We start from the raw sequence: 15,872 nt of genomic DNA on the forward strand, positions 1-15,872 counted from the left end.
ATGAGCGAATTTTGCTCCGTTTTTCTTAATTAGTTTATTTGGATCAATCTTTATTATCCATGCCATTTTTTCCACGGATCTAATGATGGTAATTCCTCTAACAGTGATAATCTGGACTTGCTTCTATTACGTGGTCAAAAAGAAACCGAAAAAATTTGTAGAAGAAGCGAAAATTTACTTTCAGCAAAATATGACAAATCAATCATATCAGCTTAGCATTATGCTCGGTGCAGGAGTATTAATTTATGCGTTAAATCAAACAAATTTTGGTGATTATGTAGTGGATGGTGTTTATGCGTTGCAAGAGATGCTACCATTTATTAATATCCTATATCTTCTTCCATTTATTGTGATTTTCCTTGGGTTTATTGGAATGGGACCATTAACCGTGATGGTTTTAGTAGCAGGAATATTAGAAAATATCGCTCTACCATATCCTCCTGAGTTAATTGTATTAGCAGTCACATCTGGTAGCGTCATCTCTATTTTAATTTCACCTCTGATAATGCCAGTAATTATTTTAAGTGCCTCGAACGGTTTAAATGGTTTTAAAAATGGGATTCGCTTTAATTTTAAATATGCAATCGTATTTTATATTATGGTACAGATTTATGTACAAACGATGATACATCTATGGTGAACAACTGCTGAATTCGTTGGCTACGAATTCAGCAGTTTTTAAAATAAAAGGCTGTAGTGTTTTAAATAATCATCGCTTTATAACTTCTTTACTTTAGTTAGTTATTAAAGAAGCCCTGTTTTTCATAAATATAAAGGAGTAAAAGCCCTTTTCAGTTCCATCATTTTACAATGATGTTTATATAGTAACTACCACTAATATTCTGAATGGGGGAGAAGAGATGACGATTCGACTGCTCGTTATGTTTCTTTTCGGTTTACTTGTAATATCCATTCCGTGTTATGTAGCAGCACAAGCAAAAGGTATAGCTAGTCCACGACTTGTAGGCAAGGGTGACGACATAACGGTATTTGGAAAAGGAAATAACGGTAACGATGAAACACCAGGAGAATGGTTTGTTGGGGAGACACCTGAACATCCACAAGAGGGAGCACCTGTCTTACTATTTGTCCCAGGATTAAATAATGTGGCTCAGATCTTTTGGGAAGACAATGGTTTGTATGAGGCAGCCTATGAGGCAGGCTATCATACGGCATTTGTTCAGCTATACGATGCTGGTGGGGCTTCGGCTGATATGTGGGATAACGGAAGACTACTTGCTGACAAAATTGAAGAAATAGCCGCGCATTTTAATGGCCAGCCAATTACATTAGTTGCCTATAGTAAAGGAGGAGTTGATGCTCAGGCTGCAGTAACATATTATGATGCATGGCAATATGTAGATAATATTATTACGCTTTCTAGTCCACATCATGGCTCACAGCTAGCAGATTTGGCAAATAGCTCCTGGGCTGGTTGGCTGGCAGATTTACTCGGTATGCAAGGGGAAGGCACTACTGCAGTGGAGACAGGATATATGGAGCATTTTCGCTCCATCACTGATTCTGAACCATATGCATACTACAACGATATTTATACGCTTGGAGGAACGGATTGGGGGTCCATATTCTCTGCTACTTGGTATGGTGGCGTCTATCTCTCTAGTTATGGAGATAATGATGGTGTAGTAACAGCTGTTAGTAGTAATTTACCGGGTGGTCAAGAAATTGCTATAGGAGACTGGAATCATACTTCAGTTCGCAGTGAAGTCATATTTCCTGTCTTTGAGAGCTTCATAGCGGATGAATTGGTGCCTGGAAGAAGCTTCTCACCAAGCTCCTATAGAATGCCATTACCCACCTCAGACCATTTAGTACGTGGTAATTCGCTAGTTCAAAATAAGAGCGATCAGCTTTCTCTACCGATTGAAGATGGTGTAGACGAGATAACAGTGCAAGTTTATGCGGCTCATGAATTACATCAGCTTGCATTAATAGATCCATCGGGCAAATCGTATATAGCTACGCAAGCAACAACTCAAGAATCCGGAGGGATATTTACAGGAGCTACTGCATATACAATTCCAGTAAAAAATCCTGTCTCTGGAGAATGGATGGTTGAACTAGGGAGTAAACAGGATAGTGCCTATTTGCTTGTTGCCAATTATGATACTCCAAGGAAGTGGAATCTAGTATCGAATATGAATAAGAATAGTAAAAATAAATCATTTTATTATCAATTAAAGACTGATGATTCCTTCATTCAAGAAGATAGCTTAAAAGCCAGCTATAAAATAGTGGAGTCTGGAACGATGAACGAAGTAAAGTCATTTTCAACGAAAGGAAATGTAGATATGTCTACAAATCTAACATTTCCAAAGAAAAATCAAGCTTATAATATTACCGTAGACATTAGTGGAAAAACAAAGAAAGGTTCTACTTTCGAACGAACCATTATCGATTCTGTATATATTGAGGATTGATGCAAGGAGGCTGGGAGAGACGAATTTTATCCAGATCCTAACCCGAACGGTTTCATTACTTAAAATAGGTTCTATCGTCGCACCATTAAAATACTATGATTTCCGCGGGCGAGGTTTTGTCTCTAGTAAAGCATACTGACTCTTAGGGCTTCACAAAATTTTCTTCTCCCATAGCCTTTTCTATACCAGTCCCTATAAATTGTTTATTTAAGAGGTATATCTTTCTCGGTTTTCTGTAATATTTTTCGAGTTAAGCTAATGAATTAGTTGAAAGCTGATGAATGTTACTAGTCGTTCTAATAATAATTTGTTGTAGCTATGAATAATATGGTAGCAAGCATAAAAAGGAGATGAAACTTTGCATAAACTATTACTATTGCTTTTTATACTTGCTATTGCTGTTGCGGGCACCATATATTTTGTTGTTGCATCATCACCAGAGCATCAAGCAGAGGAGGCTGCCGAGGAATTTTACGCCTATGAGCAAAGAGGAGCTTTTTCTGAGTCCTGGGAAATGTTGCATCCAATGATGAAAGAAAAATTTCCAAAAGGAACGTATATTCAGGATCGATCAGATGTCATTATGAATTATTTTGGAGTACTCCATTTCACATATAGCTTTGGAGATATCGAGGAAATGAAGAATTGGCTTCCTACAGTAGAGGGAGAACCAATTCCGACCGTTTATCGAATCACCGTCTCTCAACATTTTAACGGGAAATACGGTAATTCTACCTTAATACAGGATGTTTATATGGCAGAGGTTGATGGAGAATGGAAGTTGCTATGGGATTATCAAAATATGGATAGTTAATGCATGGAAATGGAGAATAGTCCTGTATATATACTGCTCACTAGAAATCACACATTTCATAAAAGGTCGCGCAGCTCTGCCGTTGAGCTTGCGCGATTCCACTAATCTACATGATAAAGCCAAATCTTCCATGCAGCATTAGGGTGTTCGAATGTCTTCTCTAGTGTGAGATGAAGTTCCTCTGCATTATTAATAGGTACAGCTGCTAAGATATACTCTCCTCCCAGATCTTTCAATGCCTTCGTATTTATATCCAGATCTTCAATTGGGTCATTCCGATTTTTGGTATAGAGATAATTTTCACCGTGTTCAGCTACATACATATATAATCTACCGCCCCACGTATCAAAATAATTCTCTAACACTGGATTTTTTTCAAGTTCGTCCGCAATAATTCTCCTAAACGCTTGTTTATAACCCAAAGGAAAACTGTTATTGTATGTATCCAGCGTATAAAACCCATTGTACTGTGCGATAGTTGGATGCATTCCAATACTTACCACTCGGTAATCTTCGAGATTCTTACCAATATATAACTGAATTTCAGTAAACAATTCTTCAGAATAAAATTCTTTAAATGTCGGTGTGCCAATGGAATTATATTTACTTTCCTCATTTAATGGAAATAAAACCAGCCCGCATTGAGCAATAATTAAAATAACAGCAATGAATCTACCAAAGCGAAGGTGTTTCCAAATAATTGCCAATGCTAAAGCAAAGCAGATGTACCAAATAGCTGGATCGAAAAAGTGAATCCGGGCAAAATTGAAGGTGTTGGCAATCATAAAATTATCCTTCACTACACGCCATCCCTCCCAATACCAAAATGCATACCAGATGGAAAGGGAAAAATTAATAAAAAATAATCCTAATAACCATGTTGGTTTAATAGACCGATAGCCTGCAATGATAAAGGCAAACCCAATTACCGGTATAATAATCCAGTAATGCTGTGCCATATCATGGGTATGACCATAGAGGAAATTTTCAAATGATAACTCTACACTTCGTTGCAAGGAATTATGCCCTAAATTTAATGCGTCGCGATGAGAAGTGAATCCCGAACTAAAAAACATGGACGTGATTAATAGGTAATTTTTTAGTACATAAATACTTGTCATTGCTGCAATTGCCCCAAAAAACGGCCAATGAAACTGCTTCAAGCGAATCCAATCGATAAGCCAAATTAGACCCATGATGGTTAAAAAGAAAACAAAGGTTAGCACAAAACTAGACAGAAATGGGATAAGCAATAGGGTTAGCCAATAATACCAAGGTGTTGCTTTCCCATATTTCCGAATGGATAAAAATAAGAACAAGGCTAGTGGTAATCCAGCAATCGATAGCATACCTGATGGCCAATAGGGTAATAAAGCAAACCCTAACGAGGAACCAACAGTAATGATTGGTATCTTCCTACCAAACGAAGTGAAATGCTTTAATAATAGATACATACCGAAAAAAGCCACGAACCGCATGATAGTTTGCCCAATGCTGTACGCTGTCATGGGTTCAAACATGGTATATAGCCATACCATTGCATCTAATCCAGAAGGTAGGGAACTTCTTGGTAACCCATTAATGATGTTGGGAAATGTCGTATCCGTTAAGCTAAAAATTTGGCCACTTTCTGCAAGCAAGTGATACCATACGATATTGGAGTCTAAATTATCGTGTACACGAATATGTGTGTCTTCACCTAGAATGTAATACGGCATCAGGTAGGTAACGATAACTAGACAAGCAATGCCTACCAGAAGCTTATGGTTGGAAAAACAGTTGTATTTTGTTGACCACATCATTAATTGCCTCTTCTCCTATCCCATAGTAAAGCGGTAAGCGTAATAAGCGATTACTTTCCGTTGTAGTATGCGTATCCTCACCAATAAATGCACCGAATTGTTTCCCAGCATGTGCGCTATGTAAGGGAACATAATGAGTAGCTGTCACAATCTCATGTTCGTCTAAAAACTGTTGCAATTGATATCTTTCTGACTGGTTTTTCATTTTAATATAATACATATGTGCATTATGTTCACATGGATTGGGAACGGTTGGTAAATCAATCTTTCCAGCCAGCTGTAAGTTTAGTAAACCGTGATTGTATTGGTTCCAACTATGTAGACGATCGTGATGGATCTTACTAGCGTGTTCAAGCTGTACGGATAAATAGGCAGCATTAATTTCACTTAATAAATAGGATGAACCAACATCTCTCCATGTATATTTGTCGATCTCTCCACGAATAAATTGAGAACGATTCGTTCCTTTTTCCTGGATCATCTCTGCCCGTTCGCTAAGGGAAGGATCGTTAATGAGTAATGCACCGCCCTCACCACACGTATAATTCTTAGTATCATGAAAGCTAAGTGTTCCCATGTGTCCAATCGAACCAAGTGCTTTTCCTTTATATGTACTCATTAAGCCTTGTGCGGCATCTTCAATAACCCATAAATTATGGCTGTTTGCTAACGTTAATATTTCATCCATATCACAGCTTACACCAGCATAGTGAACGACCACAATGGCTTTGGTCTGATCGGTAATCGCCCGTGCCACTTCCTTTGGATCAATATTCATGGTGCCTGGATCAATATCAACAAATCGAATCGAAGCACCGCGTAATGCATAGGCATTGGCAGTAGAAACAAATGTATAAGAAGGCATAATAACTTCATCATCTGGTTGAACATTCAATAATAAAGCGGTCATCTCTAATGCTGCGGTACAGGAAGGGGTCAGTAATGCTTTATCACAAGTTAACTGGTTCTCTAACCAGTTCGTACATTTTTTTCCAAATGAACCATTACCCGAAATTTTGTTGGACGTGATAGCTTGTTGGATAGCGGTCATCTCTGAACCAATCACACAAGGTTTATTAAACGGAATCATAGAATCACCTCATTATAATAATACCTGCAATTACAAGGGAAAATCCGACTATTTTTGGAGGAGATACTGGTTCCCCAAATAGTACAGCAGAAAGTATAAATACAAGTACAAAAGAAAGACTCATAAAAGGATATGCATAGCTAATATCAAACTTAGTCATCGCTGCCATCCAGCATAGCGCTGCTAGAAAAGCAGAAAACAAGCCAGATAGAATCCATGGATTTAGTAATAACTGTAGTAGGAAATTGATTTTCCCCATAAATGCATTTGGTAAACTTCCATATTGATCAATTTTCCATTTTAGAATTAATTGGCCATAAACTGTGAACCCAATGGTCCCAAGAATATACAGATATCCCATTGTTACACCCCAACTGGTAAAGAGCCATTTAATTTATGATAGACATCTACAGCACCATTTAATCGGAAGCCTAATGAAATAAAAACATTTAATGATGCCGGATTCGAAGGAGAAATCGATGTTCTGACTTCCTCATAATTGCCAATACGAAACAATTCATCAACACAATGGCTGGTAAACGATTTTGCAAGACCTCTCCCGCGATAGGATTTATCCATCGCTAGTAGAAGGACTTTATTAGAATCATAAGCAAAGAAGCCAGCTAAATGATTTCCGTAGATTAGCGCAACAATTTTATCTGCTTGAATTAAATCATTTACCCAGTTTTTATAGCGATGATCAGCCATGAAATTAGGAATATTAAAGTCACGATGAAATCGTCCATTTGTAAAGACTTCACCAGCGATTTCTAAAATATGTGCTTTATCATAATCTCTAGAAAGCTCCATACCATCTTGTTTGAATAATTTCAATTTGCTTTTTTGGCATACTGGTTCTATTAACGTATCTGTATAATAAAAGCCGTATTTATACAACTTCTCTGTATTGATAGTTGGATCAATCTTTAGAGTGAAATGTCCTTCTATTTGATTCGTTTCCTGTAAGGCTTCCTCTGAAGCGCTGGTGAGCTCATACGTATTAATATGAAAATTCCGTTTATCCCAAGGGGTTGGTTTTAAGTATGTGTCCATGCTATCAGCTCCGTTTGTTTGTTTCATATTCTTTACTGTCTGTTGTTTCTCTTATCAAATAAAGCGGCCGATCTTTTGTTTCATTAAATACCTTTCCGATATATAATCCTAGAATTCCAAAATTAAAGAAAATCAATCCACCAATGAAATAGATAGAAACCATGACACTTGTCCAACCTTGTACAGGTTCAGCAAGGAAAAAATATCTACCAAATAAGTACATACCGTAAATAAAGGATACAGAAGAAATAAGAAATCCGAATTGAATGGATAGCCTCAATGGCTTATTAGATTGGGAAATAATCGCATCCGTTGCTAACGTAATTAATTTCTTTAGATTATAGGAAGATTTCCCTTCTTTTCGTGCGTCATGTTCAATTGGAATAGAGGTGCTTTCATATCCCATCCACTGCAAAAACAAGGGAAAAAAACGATTTTGTTCTCGCATTTGTCGATAGCCTACTACTACTTTTTGAGATACGATACTGTAATTGGCAATTGTATAATCAGATGTCCCACCAGAAAAATAATCATAGATGCGGTAGAAAAATTGTGATGACTTCTTCTTCAACCAATTATCTCTGCGTTCCATACGTTTTCCGAAAACCACCTCATAACCTTCTTGACTCTTTTCATACAATTTTTTTATTTCTTCTGGTCGATCTTGTAAATCACAATCCATGACGACAACCCAGTCTCCGTTTGTGTAATCAAGTCCTGCCGTTATTGCATGGTGTTGTCCAAAATTTCGAGCTAAGTTCAATCCTCTAATTTGTTTATCTTTATTATTCAAATCTTTAATGGTCTGCCAAGCATTATCCGGACTAGCATCATTAACTAGAATGATTTCGTATTGGGCTGGAATCTCTTCTATCGTAGTTTTGATTCGACTGCATAATTCACGGAGGCATTGTGTACAGCCGTAGACCGGAATAACGACAGAAATTAATGGACTTTGCTTTTCGCCCATTGCCTTATATACCATTTTATAGTCTTCTGAAGGCCGGTATGAAAGTCCTCTACCGGTTTCCAGCCCAATTCTGTTCGTATTTTTTGATCGTCAACGGCATAACGTTGATCATGTCCAGGGCGATCTTTTGTATACGTGATAAGCTCCCCATGCGAAGAAAGGCCATTTTCCCTTTTAGACTCAGGAGTTAGCTCATCTAAAATGTGACAAACCTTCTTAGCAATTGCTATGTTTGTCTGTTCATTGGAACCACCAATATTATATTTTTCCAAAGATTTCCCATGATGAAAAACAAGATCGAGTGCACCACAGTGGTCTGACACATATAACCAATCACGAATATTAGATCCGTCACCATAAATAGGAATTGCTTCCCCTTTTAGTGCTTTTCGAATAATGGTTGGAATTAATTTTTCATCATGCTGTTTTGGACCGTAATTATTTGAACTACTCGTCACCACTACATCCATTCCGTACGTGTATCCAAAGCTTTTAACGAGCATATTTGCCCCAGCTTTTGATGCACTATAGGGATTTCGAGGATTATAAGGTGTTGTCTCCGTAAATTTCCCTTTTTCACCTAATGAACCGTAAACTTCATCTGTAGAGATATGATGGAATCGTCTGTGTTGTAATTGCCGCTTTCTTTGCCAATCATTTTTGGCAATTTGTAGTAACACCATGGTTCCAAGCACATTTGTTTGAATAAAATGGTTAGCATCTTCAATAGATCTATCTACATGTGATTCAGCTGCAAAATGAATAACACCACCGATATCATAGCGATTGAATATAGTTGTAACAAGTTGTTCATCCGTAATATCTCCATGAATAAAATGGTAGTTAGGTGAATCACTTACCTCGGTTAAATGTAATAGATTACCTGCATACGTCAGTTTATCGAGATTGATAATAGTATAGTCTGGGTGTTTTTTCATGAAATATGGAATGAAATTAGCACCGATAAACCCTGCGCCGCCAGTAATTAAGATAGTAGATTTATTTGTTTTCATTATTCAACCAGCCCTAGCATTGGATTACGATCAATAGTATCCCAATATTGTTGTGTGTGTTTACGGTCAGCGATTTCTAATAGATAGGCTCCATAATCGTTTTTTTTCATCGCTTTTCCTTTTTTATATAATTGCTCCCTAGAAATATACCCTAGGTAATAGGCGATTTCCTCGAGACAAGCTAACTTAAACCCTTGACGTTGTTGAGTAATTTTAACAAATTCCGATGCGTCAAACAGTGATTCATGGGTTCCAGCATCCATCCAAGCAAATCCTCTGCCAAGCAGTTCTACATCTAGCTGCCCTCGTCTTAAATATGCTTTATTTAAATCTGTGATTTCGAGTTCTCCTCTTGCTGATGGTTTTAATGTATTTGCTAGTTTCACAGCTTGATTGTCGTATATATAAAGTCCAGTCACGGCAAAGTCAGATCTTGGCTCCTCCGGTTTTTCTTCGAGTGATATTGCCTTTTGTCGATGGTCAAATTCTACGACACCGAAACGACCTGGGTCCTTTACACGGTAACCAAAAATAGTTGCATGCTTATGATTTCTAAGCGCATGGCGAAGTAGTGTTGTAAACCCTTGTCCGTAGAATATATTATCTCCTAGAATTAACGTGACAGCGTCATTCTTTAAAAAATGTTTAGAAAGTGTTAAAGCTTCTGGAATGCCATTAGGTTGTTTTTGTTCACTATACTTCAAGGTAATACCTAGTGATGAACCATCTCCGAGCAGTTCTTCAAATCTTGGCTTAGCTTCGGGTGTACTAATAATCATGATTTCCTTAATACCCCCAAGCATGAGAACAGATAATGGATAGTAGATCATTGGCTTGTCATAGACTGCTAGCAAGTGCTTATTTATACTGTCTGTGCTAGGAGAAAGTCTTGAACCACTTCCCCCAGCTAAAATGATTCCCTTCATGTACGACACCCCTTATCTCGATATCAATGCATCCATATTTTAACAATAGTATCTTATATAGTATTACCTCAAATGTCTTCATTCTAATCTTACATTTTTATTTCAAAAGTATGTCAAAGATAAAAAAGGGGGAATGAAGGAGTTGAAGAAGTAGAGAAATAAGTATATCATTTGATAATTAGCTAGATTTTAAGTTTTTATTTCGAACAACAAACTAGTATCACATATCTACAAGTGAAAGCTAAATTGTTTTAAATGGTTCATTTTCTATACGTAGTAGTCTGTTATGAAGTCGTTGAAAACTAGAAAAGATTGCCTCTCATCTAGCCTAGAAGGTCAAGAGAGGGGCAATCTTTTCATGTATCTCGTAAATTGCTATAAGCGTGGCATAGAAATAGTTTATCTAAAAATAGAAAAACAGAAGCTCTGAAAGAATCGTAAAATAAACATGTTCTTTGCTAGTGTACGAATGACTTTTAAAATAATTATAGGTTGTTTCTAAATTCGCTTATACTTTTTGATGCTAATTGTATAATGGTCATATCATCCATTGGTGGATTATGCAATCCAGCACGAACATCTCTATAGTATCGTTGAAGTGGGTTACTGCTAGATAGGCTACGCGCTCCGTTAATTCGCATCGCTAAATCAACTACTTCAATGGCTTTATTAACAACGGATAGTTTTACTGCGCCTAACAGAGGTTTCATTTCTGAGCGCTGATCTATCGTAGCATGGTCCCATTTTTCTGATACACCATAGAGAAAGTATTCGCTTTCCATTAATAGAAGTTCCATTTCTCCTAGTTTTTGCTGTACGTTTGGTAAGTCGGAGATGGTCCCCTTAATGCTATTTGGAGAGTAGCTAGAAGCAAATTGTAGGGCAGTTTCCTGGGCTGCTCTAGCAATACCTAAATAACATGCAGGAATATGGAGCAGCCAACCAGCTGCTGGTTTTTTCTCTGATGAAAGCTCCTCGACAAAATCGCTGTCGTCCAATTTCACTTGATCTAAAACTAAGTCGTGACTTCCTGTACCTTTCATCGCAATAGAGTCCCAAGTCTCATCAATAGATACACCGTCACGTTCGCGTTCTACTAAAAAATTCCCTGTCTTATCCGTTCCCTTTATAGAAGCACTTACTATAAAATATGAAAGCACTGGTGCTAATGTTGTAAATGTTTTTCTTCCATTAACAAGCCAGCCGTCATTGGTTCGTTCTGCTGTAGTTTCTGGTCGCCCACCCCTAGTAGGACTACCAGTGGCTCGTTCAGACGCTGCATTATTTAATAATGCACTATTTGTCAATACATCTTTCATAACGGATTCATACTTTTGAGGTTCCCAAGCGTCTGTTTCTCCTAAATGCTTCGTAATTCCCATATGCCAACCTATTCCTAAAGCCGTTGAGCCATCCATTTTAGCAATGATTTCTTGCATCTTGAGCATTTCAGTTAGTGAAATGCCTAATCCTCCATACTTTTTTGGAATGGTTAGTGAAGGGTAGCCAATTTCTTTTAAATCGCGGAAGTTTTCGAAAGGAAATACATCATCCTTATCCAGTTGGTATGCACGCTCAGCAAACACGCTTACCTTATCTTGTAAGATTGCTACCCTTTCCTCTGCCGTTTTAAAATCTGCAAGCTTCATTATAATGCCTCCTCATGTTTTGTTGCCTGGAACTGCCTTTACATTGTATAGTTCCGTTAAAATTCATGGGCTATTTTCACTTATTAGCATTCAATGGTTGATTTTTGTGCTTATCTTTATTATTCCATTAATCAAAACATCCTGTAAAGCAATCAGAATAGTAAGGATTTAGAAAGGAAGCTTCCATTTACTATTAGATATAAACGAAAATAAAGAAAAGTAATATTATTTAAATTTTTAAATAATATATATCATAGTCAACTATTACAATTACGTTACATTTCCATAACAGCAAAAAGGGGGCAATATCATTGATGAAAAATAATAAAACACTACTAGAAATAAAAAATTTACATACTGGTTTTTCAATTAATGGACAAATATATCATGCTGTTGATGATGTGAGCTTTGAGATTCAAGAGAAGGAAGTTATTTGTGTTGTTGGTGAATCTGGCTGTGGAAAGAGTGTGATGTCCTTATCCATTATGCAATTACTTCCGCAAGAAAATGCAAAAATTACAAAAGGAGAAATAAGGTTTAATGGGATGCCATTAACAAATAAAACGGATAAAGAGATGAATAACGTCCGCGGAAAAGAAATAAGTATGATCTTCCAAGAGCCTATGACAGCGCTTAATCCGGTTTTTACAATTGGTTCACAAATACAAGAGGTACTACATAATCACTTAGATATCTCTAAACAAGCAGCACGTAAAAAATCGATTGCATTGATGAAGCAGGTTGGAATTTCTAGACCAGAGAAGGTAGTAGATGAATATCCCCATCAATTATCTGGGGGAATGAGACAGCGTGTGATGATAGCGATCGCCATTGCTTTAAATCCGAAATTATTGATAGCTGATGAACCTACAACTGCGCTAGATGTAACTGTTCAAGCACAAATATTAGAATTGCTTACATCCATTCAGCAAGAAGCGAATACAGCAATTATGTTAATTACACATGATTTAGGAGTTGTAGCTGAGATGGCAGATAGCGTAATGGTTATGTATGCAGGGCAGATTGTAGAAACGAGTACTACAGTAGAATTATTTTCTAGCCCAAAACACCCTTATACAGAAGCCTTATTACATAGCATTCCTAAAATGGAAGAAGATGTTGAACGTCTCCATACAATTGGAGGAATAGTGCCTTCGTTAACGAGTATGCCGCAAGTCGGCTGTCGATTTCGTGACAGATGTCCAAAGGCTTTTGCGGATTGTAGGTCTATAACACCAAAGCTCGCTCCTGTAGGTGATGGTCATTTGGCCAGATGTCTCCTTTATCATTCATGCTATCCAAAGCAGCATAGAACAGCAGAGGAGGGAGTTGAAAAATGAAGGAGCTAAAAAAAATAGAAGAGGACCATGAACTACTGCGAGTCAAGAATCTAAAAAAATATTATCCAATTCATGGAGGATTCTTTAAACGGAAGATTGGTGATGTAAAAGCGGTTGACAGAATCTCCTTAACATTAAAGAAAGGCGAGACTTTTGGGCTTGTAGGTGAATCAGGCTGCGGAAAATCAACTGCTGGTAGGACCATACTACGTTTGACAAATGCAACAGACGGCGAAATTATTTTTGATAACCAAGATATTACAAGGTTAAGAGGTAGAAAGCTTAGAGAAGTTCGTCGGCATTTTCAAATGGTTTTTCAGGACCCTTATGCATCCCTAAATCCCAAAATGATGGTTGGTCATATTGTTGATGAGCCAATACGGAACTATAGTTCGAACAATCACCGTGACATACGGCCAAAAGTGAAACAACTTTTAAATAAGGTTGGCCTTCGGGAAGAAGATTATTATAAATATCCCCATGAGTTTTCTGGAGGCCAAAGACAGCGAATAGGTATTGCTAGAGCATTGGCTTTAAATCCAAAATTAATTGTAGCAGATGAACCAGTCAGTGCATTGGACGTTTCCATTCAATCACAGGTTTTAAATTTATTAAAGGATATCCAAGAAGTATTTGATCTAACTTATCTTTTTATTGCGCATGATCTAAGTGTTGTGAAACATATGAGTGATCGAATCGGTGTTATGTATTTAGGGAATTTAGTAGAAGTAGCTACAAAACAAGACATGTATAAAAATCCAATGCATCCCTATACACAAGCGTTAACGTCAGCTATACCTAATCCGAATCCACTTCGTAGAAAGGAGCGAATTATCTTAAAAGGAGATGTACCTAGCCCCCAACATCCGCCAAGTGGTTGTGTTTTCCATACACGTTGTCCAATGGCGATGGAGGCCTGCAAAAAGGTAGTTCCTGAATTGAAGGAGGTGAGGCCGAATCATCAGGTCGCATGTCTTTTATATGATAGATAGACTTTCTTATTTTAGGGGGGAGCTAATTTGAAGAAATATTGGTTTTCATTCATGTTATTGCTTATGTTAACAATGTTATTAGTGGCTTGTTCAGAAGAGGAGGGCGATAAGGAAAAGGAAAATAATGAGACGCAATCGGAGGAAGGGGATAAGGAAGAAGCTACAGGTCCAGTTGATGGTGGGACATTAGTTTATGCACTTGATTCGGCTCCTGAGGGATTATTCAACATTAATTTCTATGGAATAGCAGTTGATGCCGAGGTGATCGATTTTTTAGATGATGGATTAATTACGTATGATGAGGAACTAAAACCACAACCAAATGTGGCGGATTGGAAAACAGAAGATAATCAGCATTATACATTTACCTTCCAAAAAGGGGTGAAGTGGCATAACGGCGAAGAATTAACTGTACATGATTGGGTTTTTGCGATAGAAACACTAGCACACCCTGATTATGATGGACCACGATATACTAATGTCCAAACCATAAAGGGTGTACCAGAATTTAAAGCCGGAGAAGCTGATGAAATCGAGGGAATACATGTAGTCAATGATTATGAAATCGAGATTACATTTGATAAAGCTCGTGTTAATAACCTAGAAAACTTGTGGACATATCCTCTCTCTAGAAAGGAATTTGAGGGTATTCCAGTAGCCGAAATGTCGGAATCTCCGCAAGTGCGTCAAAAACCTATCGGAATTGGACCTTTTAAAGTAAAAGAGATTATTCCTGGTGAATCTATTCAGTTTGAGTCGTTTGACGATTATTGGCAAGGGAAGCCTCATTTAGATAGTATCGTGTTAAAAGTTATTGACCCAAGCTTAGTAGTTGGCGAGCTGGAGAATAATCAATTGGATATGACAGCTTTTCACCCAAGTAATTTTGAGTCTATTCAAGCACTTGATAATACGGATGTAATAAGAGCACCAGGACTCTCTTATTACTATGTTGGGTTTCGATTAGGAACGTGGGATGGAGAAAAAAATGTCATGGATTATGAGAAGTATCATGATAAGCAACTTCGGAAGGCGATGGCTTATGCTATTGATCGGGAGTCGTGGATTAACGAATTTTTCTTTGGTTTAGGTCAGCCTGTAAATCGACCAATTCCAACTGCTCACTGGATTTCAGCGGATGATTCTGATGTAACAGTGTACAATTATGACCCTGAAAAGGCAAAGGAATTATTAGATGAGGCAGGATATGTGGATGTAAATGACGATGGTATTCGAGAAGATCCAAATGGTGAAGAATTTAAAGTCAAGTTCAGTCATTATGCTACACAGAATCCGACGTTTGAAGCTCGTGCAAAAGCACTAACACAATATTGGAATGATGTCGGATTAGCTACAAAGTTAGAAATGCCAGAAGCGAACCTTTATTATGAGCAACTTGAAGAAGCAGATGAATCTATGGAAGTATTCTTTGGAGGATGGAGTACGGGGACAGATCCAGATCCGACAGCCTTATGGGGCAGTGACCAATTATGGAATTACCCACGTTGGGTAAACGAAAAAAATGATCAATTGCTTGCAGATGCAATTGATATCAATGTAGTGGGTCAAGATCAAGAGAAAAGAAAGCAAATCTATATGGAATGGCAAAAAAATGTAAGTGAAGAAGTTCCAATGATAACGATTGCTGAATTGGAAGAGGTAATGGCTGTTAATACAAGAGTACAAGGTGTTGAGATGGATGTATCAGGATTAAATAGTTCCCATGAATGGTGGATTAAACCTAACTAAAGGCTAGATTTTTAATCTGTAATAGATAAGGAG

14 protein-coding genes are annotated in these 15,872 nt (G+C 37.5%); 6 read left to right on the forward strand and 8 right to left on the reverse strand.

Features of this window, described 5'->3' with window-relative positions; translation table 11 throughout:
• Positions 1-130: 130 nt before the first annotated feature.
• From JUJ52_RS08280 to JUJ52_RS08290, 3 genes are all read left to right on the forward strand, one after another.
• On the forward strand, positions 131-640 hold the full coding sequence (locus tag JUJ52_RS08280) for a hypothetical protein (protein ID WP_228088854.1): 510 nt from the start codon (positions 131-133) through the stop codon (positions 638-640).
• Positions 641-860: 220 nt separating this feature from the next.
• Entirely contained in the window at positions 861-2,441 is a 1,581-nt protein-coding gene (locus tag JUJ52_RS08285) for an esterase/lipase family protein (RefSeq protein WP_205388863.1), read from the forward strand.
• A 358-nt stretch (positions 2,442-2,799) separates the two neighbouring features.
• Positions 2,800-3,255: a hypothetical protein gene (locus JUJ52_RS08290; RefSeq protein WP_205388862.1), complete on the forward strand. Its 456-nt coding sequence runs from the start codon at positions 2,800-2,802 to the stop codon at positions 3,253-3,255.
• Positions 3,256-3,356: 101 nt separating this feature from the next.
• On the opposite strand, the gene JUJ52_RS08295 is transcribed toward JUJ52_RS08290, so the two are convergent.
• The 8 genes from JUJ52_RS08295 to JUJ52_RS08330 all read right to left on the reverse strand — a co-directional run bounded on the left by JUJ52_RS08295 (position 3,357) and on the right by JUJ52_RS08330 (position 11,758).
• Positions 3,357-5,057 (reverse strand): DUF6044 family protein, encoded by a 1,701-nt coding sequence (locus tag JUJ52_RS08295; protein WP_308036019.1) that lies wholly within the window; start codon positions 5,055-5,057, stop codon positions 3,357-3,359.
• Positions 5,017-6,147 carry a dTDP-4-amino-4,6-dideoxygalactose transaminase gene (rffA, locus tag JUJ52_RS08300; protein WP_121605756.1) on the reverse strand — a complete coding sequence of 377 codons (1,131 nt, stop codon included), beginning with the start codon at positions 6,145-6,147 and terminating at the stop codon, positions 5,017-5,019. Before rffA ends, JUJ52_RS08295 begins: the two co-directional genes overlap by 41 nt.
• Before the next feature lie 4 nt (positions 6,148-6,151).
• Entirely contained in the window at positions 6,152-6,508 is a 357-nt protein-coding gene (locus JUJ52_RS08305) for an EamA family transporter (RefSeq protein ID WP_121605755.1), read from the reverse strand.
• 2 nt (positions 6,509-6,510) lie between these two features.
• A complete protein-coding gene (locus JUJ52_RS08310; protein ID WP_026680107.1) occupies positions 6,511-7,200 on the reverse strand; it encodes a GNAT family N-acetyltransferase in 690 nt (229 codons plus the stop codon).
• Between the two features lie 4 nt (positions 7,201-7,204).
• On the reverse strand, positions 7,205-8,185 hold the full coding sequence (locus JUJ52_RS08315) for a glycosyltransferase family 2 protein (protein ID WP_205388861.1): 981 nt from the start codon (positions 8,183-8,185) through the stop codon (positions 7,205-7,207).
• Positions 8,146-9,183 carry a dTDP-glucose 4,6-dehydratase gene (gene rfbB / locus JUJ52_RS08320; RefSeq protein WP_026680105.1) on the reverse strand — a complete coding sequence of 346 codons (1,038 nt, stop codon included), beginning with the start codon at positions 9,181-9,183 and terminating at the stop codon, positions 8,146-8,148. The genes JUJ52_RS08315 and rfbB overlap by 40 nt, the downstream gene beginning before the upstream one ends.
• Positions 9,183-10,109, reverse strand: a complete 927-nt coding sequence (rfbA, locus tag JUJ52_RS08325; protein WP_121605753.1) for a glucose-1-phosphate thymidylyltransferase RfbA — start codon at positions 10,107-10,109, stop codon at positions 9,183-9,185. Before rfbA ends, rfbB begins: the two co-directional genes overlap by 1 nt.
• 485 nt (positions 10,110-10,594) lie before the next feature.
• Entirely contained in the window at positions 10,595-11,758 is a 1,164-nt protein-coding gene (locus JUJ52_RS08330; protein ID WP_026680103.1) for an acyl-CoA dehydrogenase family protein, read from the reverse strand.
• Between the two features lie 314 nt (positions 11,759-12,072).
• Here JUJ52_RS08330 and JUJ52_RS08335 point away from each other — a divergent pair, with 314 nt between their 5' ends.
• Genes JUJ52_RS08335 through opp4A form a run of 3 tightly spaced genes read left to right on the forward strand, consistent with a single transcriptional unit; the run spans position 12,073 to position 15,839 of the window.
• On the forward strand, positions 12,073-13,098 hold the full coding sequence (locus JUJ52_RS08335) for an ABC transporter ATP-binding protein (RefSeq protein ID WP_166530515.1): 1,026 nt from the start codon (positions 12,073-12,075) through the stop codon (positions 13,096-13,098).
• Entirely contained in the window at positions 13,095-14,090 is a 996-nt protein-coding gene (locus JUJ52_RS08340; RefSeq protein ID WP_121605751.1) for an ABC transporter ATP-binding protein, read from the forward strand. Before JUJ52_RS08335 ends, JUJ52_RS08340 begins: the two co-directional genes overlap by 4 nt.
• 27 nt (positions 14,091-14,117) lie before the next feature.
• Positions 14,118-15,839: an oligopeptide ABC transporter substrate-binding protein gene (opp4A, locus tag JUJ52_RS08345; protein ID WP_226983547.1), complete on the forward strand. Its 1,722-nt coding sequence runs from the start codon at positions 14,118-14,120 to the stop codon at positions 15,837-15,839.
• The last annotated feature ends 33 nt before the right edge of the window (positions 15,840-15,872 follow it).

The organism is Virgibacillus sp. AGTR (assembly GCF_016919725.2).
GTDB lineage: Bacteria > Bacillota > Bacilli > Bacillales > Amphibacillaceae > Virgibacillus > Virgibacillus salarius.

Coding starts and splice junctions, on each gene's coding strand:
- JUJ52_RS08315 (WP_205388861.1), bottom strand. CDS start 8,185: ATGGTATATAAGGCAATGGGCGAAAAGCAAAGTCCATTAATTTCTGTC.
- rfbB (WP_026680105.1), bottom strand. CDS start 9,183: ATGAAAACAAATAAATCTACTATCTTAATTACTGGCGGCGCAGGGTTT.
- JUJ52_RS08285 (WP_205388863.1), top strand. CDS start 861: ATGACGATTCGACTGCTCGTTATGTTTCTTTTCGGTTTACTTGTAATA.
- JUJ52_RS08340 (WP_121605751.1), top strand. CDS start 13,095: ATGAAGGAGCTAAAAAAAATAGAAGAGGACCATGAACTACTGCGAGTC.
- rffA (WP_121605756.1), bottom strand. CDS start 6,147: ATGATTCCGTTTAATAAACCTTGTGTGATTGGTTCAGAGATGACCGCT.
- JUJ52_RS08330 (WP_026680103.1), bottom strand. CDS start 11,758: ATGAAGCTTGCAGATTTTAAAACGGCAGAGGAAAGGGTAGCAATCTTA.
- JUJ52_RS08310 (WP_026680107.1), bottom strand. CDS start 7,200: ATGGACACATACTTAAAACCAACCCCTTGGGATAAACGGAATTTTCAT.
- JUJ52_RS08305 (WP_121605755.1), bottom strand. CDS start 6,508: ATGGGATATCTGTATATTCTTGGGACCATTGGGTTCACAGTTTATGGC.
- JUJ52_RS08295 (WP_308036019.1), bottom strand. CDS start 5,057: ATGATGTGGTCAACAAAATACAACTGTTTTTCCAACCATAAGCTTCTG.
- rfbA (WP_121605753.1), bottom strand. CDS start 10,109: ATGAAGGGAATCATTTTAGCTGGGGGAAGTGGTTCAAGACTTTCTCCT.
- JUJ52_RS08335 (WP_166530515.1), top strand. CDS start 12,073: ATGAAAAATAATAAAACACTACTAGAAATAAAAAATTTACATACTGGT.